The sequence below is a fragment of the Mesorhizobium sp. B2-4-18 genome (genome assembly GCF_006441385.1).
In the GTDB taxonomy this organism is placed as follows: Bacteria; Pseudomonadota; Alphaproteobacteria; order Rhizobiales; family Rhizobiaceae; genus Mesorhizobium; species Mesorhizobium australicum.
The window spans coordinates 60,483-74,870 of record NZ_VFUW01000006.1; the positions used below are offsets into that span (position 1 = coordinate 60,483).

Annotated in this window: 8 protein-coding genes; 2 read left to right on the forward strand and 6 right to left on the reverse strand. The window is 62.4% G+C overall.

Features of this window, described 5'->3' with window-relative positions; genetic code table 11:
* Positions 1-27: 27 nt before the first annotated feature.
* The 3 genes from fusA to rpsL all read right to left on the reverse strand — a co-directional run bounded on the left by fusA (position 28) and on the right by rpsL (position 3,063).
* Positions 28-2,118: an elongation factor G gene (gene fusA / locus FJ527_RS15940; protein WP_015317987.1), complete on the reverse strand. Its 2,091-nt coding sequence runs from the start codon at positions 2,116-2,118 to the stop codon at positions 28-30.
* A gap of 29 nt (positions 2,119-2,147) precedes the next feature.
* A complete protein-coding gene (rpsG, locus tag FJ527_RS15945) occupies positions 2,148-2,618 on the reverse strand; it encodes a 30S ribosomal protein S7 (protein ID WP_008875664.1) in 471 nt (156 codons plus the stop codon).
* 73 nt (positions 2,619-2,691) lie between these two features.
* The gene (gene rpsL / locus FJ527_RS15950) at positions 2,692-3,063 is read right to left on the reverse strand and encodes a 30S ribosomal protein S12 (protein WP_006333356.1); all 372 of its coding nucleotides are present in this window, start codon (positions 3,061-3,063) and stop codon (positions 2,692-2,694) included.
* 472 nt (positions 3,064-3,535) lie between these two features.
* Here rpsL and FJ527_RS15955 point away from each other — a divergent pair, with 472 nt between their 5' ends.
* Entirely contained in the window at positions 3,536-3,817 is a 282-nt protein-coding gene (locus FJ527_RS15955; RefSeq protein ID WP_015317988.1) for a hypothetical protein, read from the forward strand.
* A 155-nt stretch (positions 3,818-3,972) separates the two neighbouring features.
* Complete coding sequence (locus FJ527_RS15960; protein ID WP_181166381.1) at positions 3,973-4,896, forward strand: Gfo/Idh/MocA family oxidoreductase; 924 nt, start codon at positions 3,973-3,975, stop codon at positions 4,894-4,896.
* A 21-nt stretch (positions 4,897-4,917) separates the two neighbouring features.
* Here FJ527_RS15960 and FJ527_RS15965 read toward each other — a convergent pair whose 3' ends face one another.
* The 3 genes from FJ527_RS15965 to rpoB all read right to left on the reverse strand — a co-directional run bounded on the left by FJ527_RS15965 (position 4,918) and on the right by rpoB (position 14,151).
* Positions 4,918-5,583 (reverse strand): O-methyltransferase, encoded by a 666-nt coding sequence (locus tag FJ527_RS15965; RefSeq protein WP_015317990.1) that lies wholly within the window; start codon positions 5,581-5,583, stop codon positions 4,918-4,920.
* Between the two features lie 82 nt (positions 5,584-5,665).
* Positions 5,666-9,862 (reverse strand): DNA-directed RNA polymerase subunit beta', encoded by a 4,197-nt coding sequence (gene rpoC, locus FJ527_RS15970; RefSeq protein ID WP_140823556.1) that lies wholly within the window; start codon positions 9,860-9,862, stop codon positions 5,666-5,668.
* A gap of 152 nt (positions 9,863-10,014) precedes the next feature.
* A complete protein-coding gene (gene rpoB / locus FJ527_RS15975) occupies positions 10,015-14,151 on the reverse strand; it encodes a DNA-directed RNA polymerase subunit beta (protein WP_140666025.1) in 4,137 nt (1,378 codons plus the stop codon).
* Positions 14,152-14,388: the final 237 nt, after the last annotated feature.

Here is a 14,388-nt window from a genome sequence, read left to right on the forward strand (position 1 = left end):
TTTAAGTTACTGCTGCAACCCGTCGGGTTACGCGTATTTCTTCTGGACTTCCTGGGCGACCGCGGTCGGCACAGGCTCGTAGTGATCGAACTGCATCGTGTAGGCCGCGCGGCCCTGGCTCATCGAGCGCAGGTTGTCGACATACTTGAACATGTTGGCGAGTGGCACCATCGCGTTGATAACCACCGCGACGCCACGTGCTTCCTGGCCCTGGATCTGGCCGCGACGGCCATTCAGGTCACCGATGACGCTGCCGACGTAATCTTCCGGCGTGACGACCTCGACCTTCATGATCGGCTCGAGCAGCTGCACGCCGAGCTTGGGCGCGGCTTCACGGAAGCAGGCACGGCCGGCGATTTCGAAGGCGAGCACCGAGGAGTCGACGTCGTGGTATGCGCCGTCGATGAGCGTCGCCTTGACACCGATCATCGGGAAGCCCGCGAACGGACCCGACGACATGACGCTGTTGATGCCCTTTTCGACACCCGGGATGTATTCCTTCGGAACAGCACCGCCGACGATCTTGGTATCGAATTCGAACTCGGGGCTTTCCGGGTTCGGCTCGAACAGGATCTTGACGCGGGCGAACTGACCGGTACCGCCGGTCTGCTTCTTGTGCGTGTAGTCCTGCTCGTGCTTGCGAGTGATCGTTTCACGGTAAGCCACCTGCGGCGCACCGACGTTGGCTTCAACCTTGAACTCGCGGCGCATGCGGTCGACGATGATGTCGAGGTGAAGCTCGCCCATGCCGGAAATGATGGTCTGGCCTGATTCCTCGTCGGTCTTGACGCGGAAGGAGGGGTCCTCGGCGGCCAGGCGATGAAGGGCCAAGCCCATCTTTTCCTGGTCGTTCTTGGTCTTCGGCTCGATGGCGATCTGGATGACCGGATCGGGGAATTCCATGCGCTCGAGGATGACCGGGTGCAGCGGATCGCTCAGCGTATCGCCGGTGGTGGTGTCCTTGAGGCCGGCCAGGGCGACGATGTCGCCGGCAAAAGCCTCTTCGACGTCGGCGCGCGAGTTCGCATGCATCTGAAGCATGCGGCCAATGCGCTCCTTCTTGCCCTTCACGGTGTTGTCGACCGAGATGCCCTTGGTGAGCTTGCCCGAGTAGATGCGGGCAAAGGTCAACGAACCGACGAACGGGTCGTTCATGATCTTGAAGGCGAGCATCGAAAGCGGCTCGTTGTCGTCGGCGTGACGCTCGATCTCGGCATCGGTCTTGGCATCGACACCCTTGATGGCCGGAACATCGGCCGGCGACGGCAGGTATTCGACGACGGCGTCGAGCAGCGGCTGCACGCCCTTGTTCTTGAAGGCCGAGCCGCAGAACATCGGGTAGAACTTCACCGCGATGGTGCCCTTGCGGATCAGCGCGCGGATCTCGTCATTCGACGGCATCTTGCCTTCGAGGTAATTCTCAAGCGCCGTCTCGTCCATTTCGACGGCGGCTTCGATCATCTTCTCGCGATATTCTTCCGCACGAGCCTGAAGGTCGGCCGGGATCTCGACGACGTCCCAGGCAGCGCCCAGCGTCTCGTCGCGCCAGACCAGTGCATTCATCTCGACCAGGTCGACGACGCCCTTGAATTCGGTCTCGGCGCCGATCGGCAGCTGCATGACGACGGCATGCGCACCGAGGCGCGAACCGATCATTTCGACCGAGCGGTAGAAGTCGGCGCCGATCTTGTCCATCTTGTTGCAGAAGATCATGCGCGGAACGCGGTACTTGTCCGCCTGGCGCCAGACGGTTTCCGTCTGCGGCTCGACACCGGCATTGGCATCGAGCAGCGCGATGGCGCCGTCGAGCACGCGCAGCGAACGCTCGACTTCGATGGTGAAGTCGACGTGTCCGGGGGTGTCGATGATGTTGAAGCGGTGCATCTTGCCGTCACGAGCCTTCCAGAAGGTCGTGGTCGCGGCGGACGTGATGGTGATGCCGCGCTCCTGCTCCTGCTCCATCCAATCCATGGTGGCAGCGCCGTCGTGCACTTCGCCGATCTTGTGCGACTTGCCCGTGTAATAGAGGACGCGCTCGGTGGTCGTCGTCTTGCCGGCGTCAATATGCGCCATGATACCGAAATTGCGGTAGTCTTCGATTTTGTATTCGCGGGCCATCGTAGCTGCCTCTCAGTCTCGTTCGCGCTTTACCAGCGGTAGTGCGCGAAAGCGCGGTTGGCTTCTGCCATCTTGTGGGTGTCTTCACGCTTCTTCACGGCGGTGCCGCGGTTGTTGGCCGCGTCCATCAGCTCGCCGGAGAGGCGGTCGACCATGGTGGTCTCGTTGCGGTTGCGGGCCGCGGCGATCAGCCAACGGATCGCCAGCGCCTGGCGGCGCTCGGGGCGCACGTCGACCGGAACCTGGTAGGTGGCGCCGCCGACGCGACGCGAACGCACTTCCACATGCGGCGCGACATTGTCGAGCGCCTGATGGAAGACGGTGACCGGCTCCTGCTTGGTCTTCGACTGGACCTGGTCCAGCGCGCCGTAGACGATGGTCTCGGCAACCGACTTCTTGCCGTCATACATGACGGCATTCATGAACTTGGTGACGATCAGATCGCCGAACTTGGGATCCGGGTTGATCTCACGCTTTTCTGCACTGTGACGACGCGACATGGCTTTTGTCTCTCAATCTCGTAGCCCGGCGCATTCAAGCAGCACCAAGGCCGAAAATCTTACTTCGGACGCCTTACTTCGGACGCTTGGCGCCGTACTTCGAACGGCGCTGCTTGCGATTCTTCACACCCTGCGTGTCGAGCACGCCGCGGATGATGTGGTAGCGCACGCCCGGAAGATCCTTGACGCGGCCGCCGCGGATCATAACCACGGAGTGCTCCTGAAGGTTGTGACCTTCGCCGGGGATGTAACCGATCACTTCAAAACCATTGGTCAGGCGGATCTTGGCCACCTTGCGCAGCGCCGAGTTCGGCTTCTTCGGCGTCGTTGTATAGACGCGCGTGCAGACGCCCCGCTTCTGCGGGTTCTGCTGCATGGCCGGGACCTTGTTGCGCTTCACCGGCGCAATGCGCGGCTTGCGGATCAGCTGGTTGACGGTAGGCATTAAACCCTCTTGTCTCTCAATTCCGTGTCTCGTGCCGGTCAAGGCTCGCTCAAAGCGTCATTTCCATACGCAAATTCGGGCCACAAACCGCGCCTCGCGGTCTTGCCCGAACAAATCGCAGAGGAAGCGGAAACCGCTTCGTGCACGCCGGAAATGTCTTTTCGCTCGTAAAACGAACCCTGTTTGAGGCAAACTCCAAAGCGTGTCGCTTCGGAAGGGAGAGCCTCACATCGGTTCTGACTGGGCGGCTTCTACTCGTAAGCCCGCGAACCGTCAAGCCCGCAGTGGCAAATATTGCATCGAAGCCGGGACTTGGCAGCCATGCGAAAACCGCATGTAATTTTCTTTCGCGATTTTGCAATGCCGAGGAAGAAAGTGACCGGCTTTTGGCTTTTGCGCGCCCATGCTTCATGCGAAAAGGCGGCCTGAGCATCAACATCCCCTCGCCCGCGCTTGCCAGGAGGAATCAGCCGTGAACGACAATGAAGAACGCCCGGTCACCATCATCACCGGCCGGGTGTGGAAGCGCAAAGGCGGCAAGGTGGAAGGCGTGCATGTCATGCTGGTCGCTCCTGATGACGATTCGGCGGTGCGACGCGCACTCGAATCGCTGGCGGCGGAAGGCTATGCCGAAGCCGAGCTGGACCAGATCGGCGATATGGACGGGGTGCCCGACGACGAGCCGCATCTGTCGGCCTACCAGGGCGCGCTCGAAGGCGAAGTGTCGATCGTCACCTTCGACGCGCCGATCTGATCATGGGCGTGTCATGGGCGCGGTGTCCTTCCTTGCCGTGCTTGCCGTGACGCGATTCGTTTGGATAGCCGGCACGGCCGACGCTTGCCCGTCATGGCCGATCTGCTAAGAGACGCGCAGTCGTCCAAACCCGGCGGAGCCTCATGTCCTCATCCATATCGCCCATAAGAATCGGCATTGTCGGCGTCGGCAAGATCGTCCGCGACCAACACCTTCCCGCCCTGGCCAAGGATCGGGATTACCAGCTGATCGCGGCGGCCAGCCGGCACGGCAAGGTCGATGGCATTGTGAATTTCCCCGACATCGAGACGATGCTTGGCGCGGTCCCCGAACTCGATGCAGTGTCGCTGTGCATGCCGCCGCAGTTCCGCTATGACGCCGCGCGCAAGGCGCTCGAGGCTGGGAAGCACGTTTTCCTGGAAAAGCCGCCCGGTGCCACGGTCAGCGAGGTCGAGGACCTGAAGGCGCTCGCGGCAAAACAAGGCGTCTCACTGTTCGCAAGCTGGCATTCGCGCTACGCGCCGGCGGTCGAAGCGGCGCGGACATTCCTCGCTTCGACCAAAATCAAATCGGCGGCGATCGTCTGGAAGGAAGATGTGCGCCGCTGGCACCCAAACCAGGACTGGATCTGGCAGCCTGGCGGCTTCGGCGTCTTCGATCCCGGCATCAACGCGCTGTCGATCGCAACCTACATCCTGCCGGCCATGTACATCACTTCGGCCGTGCTCGACTTTCCGGCGAACCGTGACGCGCCGATCGCGGCCCAGGTCGCGTTCCGGGCAGCGAACGGATCGGATGTGACGATGGATCTCGACTGGTTGCAGACCGGACCGCAGAGTTGGGACATCCTGGCCGATACGGATGCCGGACAGATGGTGCTCTCGGGTGGCGGCTCGAAGCTCGCCGTCGATGGCAATATCGTACACGAGGAGCCGGAAGCGGAATATCCGATGCTCTACCGGCGCTTTGCCGAAATCGTGCACGCCGGGACGTCGGATGTGGACCTTGCGCCGCTCCAGCACGTCGCCGACGCCTTCATGCTCGGCAAGCGCAACGTGGTCGAGGCGTTTTTCGACTGAGGTCGCCGGGCCGCCTTGGCATCAGTCGACAACCGCAATCGCAAACCCGTCATAGCCCTTGGCGCCCACCGTCTGGATGGCGGTGCCGTCCAGCCGTTTGTCGCCACCGATGAATGAAAATGCCGCGCGGGCGCCCTCGACATTGGCATCGCGTCCATCTTCATCCAGAACGGCACCATCGCGGATGACGTTGTCGCAGACGATGACCGTTCCTGACCGCGACAGCCGCAAGGCGCAGGCCAGATAGTTCGGGTTGTTCGGCTTGTCCGCGTCGATGAAGACGAGATCGAACGGGCCGGCATTCTCGCCGCCCAGTTCTGTGAGCGACTGGAGCGCCGAACCGACACGCAGTTCCACACGGTCCGCAACCCCTGCCCGCTCCAAATTCGAACGCGCGACCTTGGCATGGTGCGGATCGAGTTCGAGTGTCACGACCTTGCCGTCAGCAGGCAATCCCCGCGCCATCCAGATGGTCGAATAGCCACCCAGCGTGCCGATCTCGAGCACCTTCTTCGCGCCGCTGATGCGCACCAGCAGCGAGAGCAGCTTTCCTTGCGCCGCCGAGACGTCGATCGCCGGCAGGCCCTGGCGGCGGTTGGCCGCCAGAACCGCGTCGAGAACGGGATCCGCCTCGAAGAGAGAAGAAACGATGTAGTCATCGACAGCCGTCCAGGTCTTCGTGTTCATCCGCTTTCCTCCGATCGCAAAAATGAAAAAGCCGCCGGGTTGCCCCGACGGCTTCTGTTGCCTGAGATTTTTGCCGCCGCGCCTACTGCGCGGCGGTTGTCATGTCCGCCAGCATCGGCTCGGCGACTTCCACACCGGAGGCCTTGCGGCGCTCGTCGATGATCAGTTCGTCGCGCGAGGTGGCGATGCGCCGGATCTGGCTCATCGTGCCGCCGGTGCCGGCGGGGATCAGCCGGCCGACGATGACGTTTTCCTTCAAGCCCTGCAGCATGTCGGTCTTGCCGGCAACCGCGGCTTCCGTCAGCACCCTGGTCGTCTCCTGGAAGGAGGCGGCCGAGATGAAGGACGGCGTCTGCAGCGACGCCTTGGTGATGCCCAAGAGCACCGGCTGGCCTTCGGCCGGCTTCTTGCCGTCCTCGACCAGGCGCTCGTTGACCTCTTCCAGTTCGATCACGTCGACGTGGTCGCCCGGGATATAGGTCGAGTCGCCCTGCACCGTGATCTCGACCTTCTGCAGCATCTGGCGAACGATCACCTCGATGTGCTTGTCGTTGATCGAGACGCCCTGCAGGCGGTAGACTTCCTGGATCTCGTTGACGAGGTAGGAAGCAAGTGCCTCCACGCCCTTGATCGCCAGGATGTCGTGCGGCGCCGGATTGCCGTCGAGGATGTAGTCGCCCTTCTCGATGACGTCGCCGTCCTGGAGATGGAACGGCTTGCCCTTCGGGATCAGGTACTCGACCGGCTCGAGCGTCGAGTCATGCGGCTCGATGATAATACGGCGCTTGTTCTTATAGTCGCGGCCGAAGCGGATCGTGCCATCGATCTCGGCGATGATGGCGTGATCCTTCGGACGACGTGCCTCGAACAGTTCGGCAACACGCGGCAGACCGCCGGTGATGTCCTTGGTCTTGGCGCTTTCCATCGGGATACGCGCCAGCACGTCGCCGGGGCGAACCTGAGCACCCGGCTCGACCGAGAGAATGGCCTCGACCGAGAGCAGGAAGCGGGCGTCGCCACCCTTCGACAGCTTGCCGACCTTGCCCTTGGTGTCCAGGATGGCAATCGCGGGCTTGAGGTCGTTGCCACGCGGCGTCGAACGCCAGTCGATGACCTCACGCTTGGTGATGCCGGTCGACTCGTCGGCCGTTTCCTGAACGGAAATGCCGTCGACCAGATCCTCATACGACACCTTGCCCTCGATTTCAGTGAGGACAGGACGGGTATAGGGATCCCACTCGGCGATACGCTGACCGCGCTTCACCTTGTCGCCATCGTCCACGAAGATGCGCGAACCATAGGTGACACGGTGCGTGGCGCGCTCCTTGCCGGCTTCGTCGAGGATCAGCACCGCCATGTTGCGGCCCATGACCATCTGCTGGCCGTCCGAGTTGCGCACCACGTTGCGGTTGCGGATCTCGACCTTGCCCTCATAGGAGGCTTCAAGGAACGAGCTGTCCACCACCTGCGCCGTACCGCCCATGTGGAAGGTACGCATGGTGAGCTGCGTGCCCGGCTCGCCGATCGACTGCGCCGCGATGACGCCGACGGCTTCGCCCTGGTTGACCGGGGTGCCGCGGGCCAGATCGCGTCCGTAGCAGACCGCGCAGACGCCGATCCTGACTTCGCAGGTCAGGGCCGAGCGGATGCGGACCGACTGCACGCCGGCCTTTTCGATCTGCTCAACGTCACGCTCGTCCATCAGCGTTCCGGCCTTGACCAGGACCTCGCCCGACACCGGATGGGTGATGTCGTCGAGCGATGTACGGCCCAGTACGCGCTGGCCGACCGAAGCGACGACCTGACCAGCATCGACGATCGGCTGCATGGTGAGGCCCTTGTCGGTGCCGCAATCCACGGAGTTGACGATGCAGTCCTGCGCCACGTCGACCAGACGACGGGTGAGGTAACCCGAGTTCGCCGTCTTCAAGGCGGTATCGGCCAGACCCTTGCGGGCGCCGTGGGTCGAGTTGAAGTACTCGAGCACGGTCAGGCCTTCCTTGAAGTTCGAGATGATCGGCGTCTCGATGATTTCACCCGACGGCTTGGCCATCAGGCCGCGCATGCCAGCGAGCTGGCGCATCTGGGTGGGCGAGCCGCGCGCACCGGAGTGCGACATCATGTAGATCGAGTTCATCGGCTTCTGACGGCCGTTGTCCTCGAACTCGACCGCCTTGATGCGGGCCATCATTTCGTCGGCGACCTTTTCCGAGCACTTGGCCCAGGCGTCGACGACCTTGTTGTACTTCTCGCCATGCGTGATCAGGCCGTCATTGTACTGCTGCTCGTACTCCTTGGCCAAAGCCTCGGTGTCCGACACCAGCTTGATCTTGGTGTCCGGGATCAGCATGTCGTCCTTGCCGAACGAAATGCCGGCACGGCAGGCATGGGCAAAGCCGAGCGCCATGATGCGGTCGCAGAAAATGACCGTCTCCTTCTGACCGCAATGGCGGTAGACGGTGTCGATCATCTTGGAGATGTTCTTCTTGGTCATCTCCTGGTTGGCGGTCTCATAGGGCACGTTGACGTTCTTCGGCAGAAGCTCGCCAATGATCATGCGGCCAGGCGTGGTGTCATGGATCTTCGACACGACCTTGCCTTCGGCGTCGACCGTGCGGAAGCGGCCCTTGATCTTGGCGTGCAGGGTCACGGCCTTGGTCTCGAGCGCGTGCTGGAGTTCGCCCATGTCGGCAAACACCATGCCTTCGCCCGGCTCGTTCTGGTTGACGATCGAGAGGTAGTAGAGACCCAGGACCATGTCCTGCGACGGCACGATGATCGGCGCGCCGGAAGCCGGGTGCAGGATGTTGTTGGTCGACATCATCAGCACGCGGGCTTCCAACTGCGCTTCCAGCGACAGCGGCACGTGAACGGCCATCTGGTCGCCGTCGAAGTCGGCGTTGAAGGCCGTGCAGACCAGCGGGTGAAGCTGGATCGCCTTGCCTTCGATCAGGATCGGCTCGAACGCCTGGATGCCCAGGCGGTGCAGCGTCGGCGCGCGGTTGAGCAGCACCGGATGCTCGCGGATGACCTCATCGAGGATATCCCAGACTTCCGGACGCTCCTTCTCGACCAGCTTCTTGGCCTGCTTGACGGTCGAGGAGTAACCCTTGGCGTCGAGACGGGCGTAGATGAAGGGCTTGAACAGTTCGAGCGCCATCTTCTTCGGCAGGCCGCACTGGTGCAGCTTGAGCTCCGGACCGGTGACGATAACCGAGCGTCCGGAATAGTCGACGCGCTTGCCGAGCAGGTTCTGACGGAACCGGCCCTGCTTGCCCTTGAGCATGTCGGACAGCGACTTCAGCGGACGCTTGTTGGCGCCGGTGATGACGCGGCCGCGACGGCCGTTGTCGAACAGCGCATCGACGGCTTCCTGCAGCATGCGCTTTTCATTGCGCACGATGATGCCCGGCGCCCGCAGCTCGATCAGCCGCTTCAGGCGGTTGTTGCGATTGATGACGCGGCGGTAGAGATCGTTCAGGTCGGACGTCGCGAAACGACCGCCGTCCAGCGGGACGAGCGGGCGCAGGTCCGGCGGGATCACCGGAACCACCTTCATGATCATCCATTCCGGACGGTTGCCGGATTCCATGAAGTTCTCGACGACCTTGAGCCGCTTCAGATACTTCTTCTGCTTCAGCTCGGACGTGGTCGACGCCAGTTCGGAACGGAGGTCGCCGGCGATCTTCTCCAGGTCCATGCCGGCCAGAAGGTCATGAATGGCCTCGGCGCCGATCATGGCGGTGAAACTATCCTCGCCATATTCGTCGACGGCGATCATGTACTCTTCCTCGCTGAGCAGCTGGTGCTCCTTCAGCGCGGTGAGGCCAGGCTCGGTGACGATGTAGTTCTCGAAGTAGAGGACGCGCTCGATGTCCTTCAGCGTCATGTCGAGCAGCGTGCCTATGCGCGAGGGCAGCGACTTCAGGAACCAGATGTGAGCGACGGGAGCCGCCAGCTCGATATGGCCCATGCGCTCGCGGCGGACGCGCGACAGCGTGACTTCGACGCCGCACTTCTCGCAGATGACCCCCTTGTACTTCATGCGCTTGTACTTGCCGCACAGGCATTCATAGTCCTTGATCGGGCCAAAAATGCGCGCGCAGAACAGACCGTCACGCTCCGGCTTGAAGGTGCGGTAGTTAATGGTCTCCGGCTTTTTGATCTCGCCGAACGACCAGGACAGAATCTTCTCAGGGCTGGCAAGCGAAATCCGGATGGAATCGAACACCTGCGCAGGCGCCTGCGGATTGAAGAGATTCATGACCTCTTGGTTCATGCCGTTCTCCTTTTCGGGGTCCTCGAAAACCCCTTGCATCTAACGCGGGCCGAATGCCCGCTGAGTGGTCGGCCCACCGGCCGAAGAATTGGTGCATCCGGTCGCGAGAGCCCTCTCCCGCGCCCGGATGTCTTGTTTACTCGGCCGCGCCCCTATTCGGCAGCATCGGGCAGCCGGATCGGGTTTTCGTCGAGCTTGGTGTTCTCGAGCTCGACATTGAGGCCGAGAGACCGCATTTCCTTGACGAGCACGTTGAAGCTCTCGGGAATGCCTGCCTCGAACGTGTCGTCGCCACGCACGATCGCCTCGTAGACCTTGGTGCGGCCGGCGACGTCGTCCGACTTCACCGTCAGCATTTCCTGCAGCGTGTAAGCGGCGCCGTAGGCTTCCAGTGCCCAGACCTCCATCTCGCCGAAGCGCTGGCCGCCGAACTGCGCCTTGCCGCCCAGCGGCTGCTGAGTGACGAGCGAGTACGGACCGATCGAACGCGCGTGGATCTTGTCGTCCACGAGGTGGTGAAGCTTGAGCATGTAGATATAGCCCATCGTCACCTTGCGATCGAACGGCTCGCCGGTGCGTCCGTCATAGAGCTGCGACTGACCGCTGGTGTGCAGGCCCGCCTGCTCCAGCATGATGTTGATGTCAGCCTCATGCGCGCCGTCGAACACCGGGGTCGCGATGGAGACGCCGCGGCGCATCTGCTCGCTCAGGCGAACGATGCTCTCGTCGTCATATTCGCGAACCGGCTCGTTGCGGTCGTTGGCCGGCATGAAGCTCTCGAGCGTCTTGCGCAGCGGCTTGATGTCGCCGGCTGTCTTGTACGCATCGATAAGCTCGCCGATCTTCCTGCCCATGCCAGCGCAGGCCCAGCCCAGATGCGTTTCCAGGATCTGGCCGACATTCATGCGGCTCGGCACACCCAGCGGGTTGAGCACGATATCGGCATGCGTGCCGTCCTCGAGGAAAGGCATGTCCTCGACCGGAACGATACGCGACACGACACCCTTGTTGCCGTGACGGCCGGCCATCTTGTCGCCGGGCTGCATCTTGCGCTTCACCGCCACGAAGACCTTGACCATCTTCATGACGCCCGGAGGCATTTCGTCGCCGCGCTGCACCTTCTCGACCTTGTCCATGAAGCGCTGTTCGAGCGCCTTCTTGGAATCGTCGTACTGGCCACGCAGGGCTTCCAGTTCGCTTTGGAGCTTTTCGTTCTCCACCGCAAACTGCCACCACTGCGAACGCGGATACTCGTCGAGCGTGTCCTTGGACAGCGTCGAGCCCTTCTTGAAGCCCTTCGGTCCAGCGATCGCTTCCTTGCCGACGAGAACGTCGGAAAGACGCGCATAGACATTACGGTCCAGAATGGCCTGCTCGTCGTCGCGATCCTTGGCGAGGCGTTCGATCTCCTCGCGCTCGATCGCCATGGCGCGCTCATCCTTCTCCACACCGTGGCGATTGAACACGCGCACCTCGACGACGGTGCCGAAAGTGCCCGGAGGCATGCGCATCGAAGTGTCGCGCACGTCGGAAGCCTTTTCGCCGAAGATGGCGCGCAGAAGCTTCTCTTCCGGCGTCATCGGGCTCTCGCCCTTCGGCGTGATCTTGCCGACCAGGATGTCGCCCGGCTGCACTTCCGCACCGATATAGACGATGCCGGCTTCGTCGAGGTTCTTCAGCGCTTCTTCCGAGACGTTTGGAATATCGCGCGTGATTTCCTCCGGACCGAGCTTGGTATCGCGCGCCATGACCTCGAACTCCTCGATATGGATCGAGGTGAAGACGTCGTCGGCCACGATACGCTCGGAGAGCAGGATCGAGTCCTCGTAGTTGTAGCCGTTCCACGGCATGAACGCGACCAGCACGTTGCGGCCGAGCGCCAGATCACCGAGTTCGGTCGAGGGACCATCGGCGATGATGTCGCCCTTGTTGACCCGGTCACCCATGCGCACCAGCGGACGCTGGTTGATGCAGGTGTTCTGGTTCGAACGCTGGAACTTCATCAGCCGGTAGATGTCGACGCCGGACTTGCCCGGATCGAGATCCTCGGTGGCGCGGATAACGATACGCGTCGCGTCCACCTGGTCGACGATGCCGCCACGACGCGCGCCGATGGCGGCGCCCGAGTCACGGGCGACGATCGGCTCCATGCCGGTGCCGACGAACGGCGCCTCGGCGCGCACCAGCGGCACGGCCTGGCGCTGCATGTTCGAGCCCATCAGAGCGCGGTTGGCGTCGTCGTTCTCGAGGAACGGGATGAGCGCCGCGGCAACAGACACCATCTGCTTGGGCGACACGTCCATCAGGTCGACGTTTTCGCGCGGCGCCATCATCACTTCGCCGGCGCTGCGGCAAATGACGAATTCGTCGACGAAGCCGCCATTCTTGTCGAGCTCGGCGTTGGCCTGCGCGACATGGTGCTTGGCCTCTTCCATCGCCGAAAGATAGACGACGTCATTGGTCAGCTTGCCGTCGACGATCTTGCGGTACGGGCTTTCGATGAAGCCGTACTTGTTGACGCGCGCGAAGGTCGCCAGCGAGTTGATCAGACCGATATTCGGGCCTTCCGGCGTCTCGATCGGGCAGATACGGCCGTAATGCGTCGGGTGCACGTCGCGCACTTCGAAGCCGGCACGCTCGCGGGTCAGACCGCCCGGTCCAAGCGCCGAGAGACGACGCTTGTGGGTGATCTCCGACAGCGGGTTGGTCTGGTCCATGAACTGCGACAGCTGCGAGGAACCGAAGAACTCGCGCACGGCGGCGGCCGCCGGCTTGGCGTTGATCAGGTCCTGCGGCATGACCGTGTCGATCTCGATCGAGGACATGCGTTCCTTGATCGCGCGCTCCATGCGCAGCAGGCCGACGCGGTACTGGTTCTCCATCAGCTCGCCGACCGAACGCACGCGGCGGTTGCCGAGATTGTCGATGTCGTCGATCTCGCCCTTGCCATCACGCAGTTCGACCAGCGTCCTGACCACGGCCAGGATGTCGTCCTTGCGCAGCACGCGCACGGTGTCCTCGGCCTTGAGCTCGAGGCGCATGTTCATCTTGACGCGGCCGACGGCGGACAGGTCGTAGCGCTCGCTGTCGAAGAACAGCGAGTTGAACATGGCTTCGGCGGTCTCGAGCGTCGGCGGCTCGCCCGGGCGCATGACACGGTAGATGTCGAACAGCGCGTCCTGGCGGCTCTCGTTCTTGTCGACGGCGAGCGTGTTGCGGATATAGGCGCCGACATTGACATGGTCGATGTCGAGGACCTGGATCTCCTGCTCGCCGGTGCCGAGCAGCACCTTGAGCGTCTTGTCGTCGATCTCGTCGCCGGCCTCGAGGAAAATCTCGCCGGTGGCGTAGTTGACGATGTCCTCGGCCAGGTAGTTGCCGAGCAGATCCTCGTCGGTCGCCTTGATCGCCTTGAGACCCTTTTCGCCGAGCTGGCGTGCCTGGCGAGCGGTGATCTTCTTGCCCGCCTCGACGACGATCTCGCCGGTGTCGGCATCGACCAGGTCGCCGACGGCCTTGAGGCCGCGGAAACGCTCGACGTTGAAGGGAATGCGCCAATGGTCGCCGGCGCGCTTGTAGGTGATCTTGTTGTAGAAGGTCGACAGGATCTCCTCGCCGTCCATGCCAAGCGCCATCAGCAGCGACGTCACCGGAATCTTGCGGCGACGGTCGATGCGGGCGTGCACGACGTCCTTGGAATCGAACTCGATGTCGAGCCACGAGCCACGGTAGGGAATTACACGGGCGGCAAACAGAAGCTTGCCCGACGAGTGCGACTTGCCCTTGTCGTGGTCGAAGAAGACGCCCGGCGAGCGGTGCATCTGCGAGACGATGACGCGCTCGGTGCCGTTGACGATAAAGGTGCCGTTCAAGGTCATGAGCGGCATGTCGCCCATGTAGACGTCCTGCTCCTTGATGTCCTTGATCGACTTGGCACCGGTATCCTCGTCGATATCGAACACGATGAGGCGCAGCGTCACCTTCAGCGGCGCGGCATAGGTCAGGTCGCGCTGACGGCATTCGTCAACGTCGAATTTCGGTCCTTCGAACTCGTACTTCACGAACTCCAGCATGGAGGAGCCGGAAAAATCGGAGATCGGGAAGACCGACTTGAAAACAGCCTGCAGTCCTTCGTCGGGACGCCCGCCCTTGGGCTCGTCCACCATCAGGAACTGGTCATAGGATGCCTTCTGAACCTCGATAAGGTTCGGCATCTCCGCAACTTCCGGGATCTTCCCGAAGAACTTGCGTACGCGTCTGCGGCCATTGAAAGTCTGGGTCTGGGCCATCGTCGCTCCTTAGCTCTAAACTCGGGACGAACCTCGCCGCGGTTCGTCTTGCATACTGAGCCACCTGGGCGGCGGCTCTCTGTCTGTTCTCCGGCCGCCTCTCCAATTGCTTGGCGGTTACCGGCTAAAACGGGAGAAAACCCGTTTCCTGAAGGCCGGTTTACGGCCCTCAGGAAAGAGGTTTTCGTACATCTCGCGTCACGCAGCCTCCCCTGGTCACCCAAGGGAGTGGCGGAC

Excerpts from the sequence above, each read along its gene's own strand:
- fusA (WP_015317987.1), bottom strand. The coding sequence starts at position 2,118 with ATGGCCCGCGAATACAAAATCGAAGACTACCGCAATTTCGGTATCATG.
- rpsG (WP_008875664.1), bottom strand. The coding sequence starts at position 2,618 with ATGTCGCGTCGTCACAGTGCAGAAAAGCGTGAGATCAACCCGGATCCC.
- rpsL (WP_006333356.1), bottom strand. The coding sequence starts at position 3,063 with ATGCCTACCGTCAACCAGCTGATCCGCAAGCCGCGCATTGCGCCGGTG.
- FJ527_RS15965 (WP_015317990.1), bottom strand. The coding sequence starts at position 5,583 with ATGAACACGAAGACCTGGACGGCTGTCGATGACTACATCGTTTCTTCT.
- rpoC (WP_140823556.1), bottom strand. The coding sequence starts at position 9,862 with ATGAACCAAGAGGTCATGAATCTCTTCAATCCGCAGGCGCCTGCGCAG.
- rpoB (WP_140666025.1), bottom strand. The coding sequence starts at position 14,151 with ATGGCCCAGACCCAGACTTTCAATGGCCGCAGACGCGTACGCAAGTTC.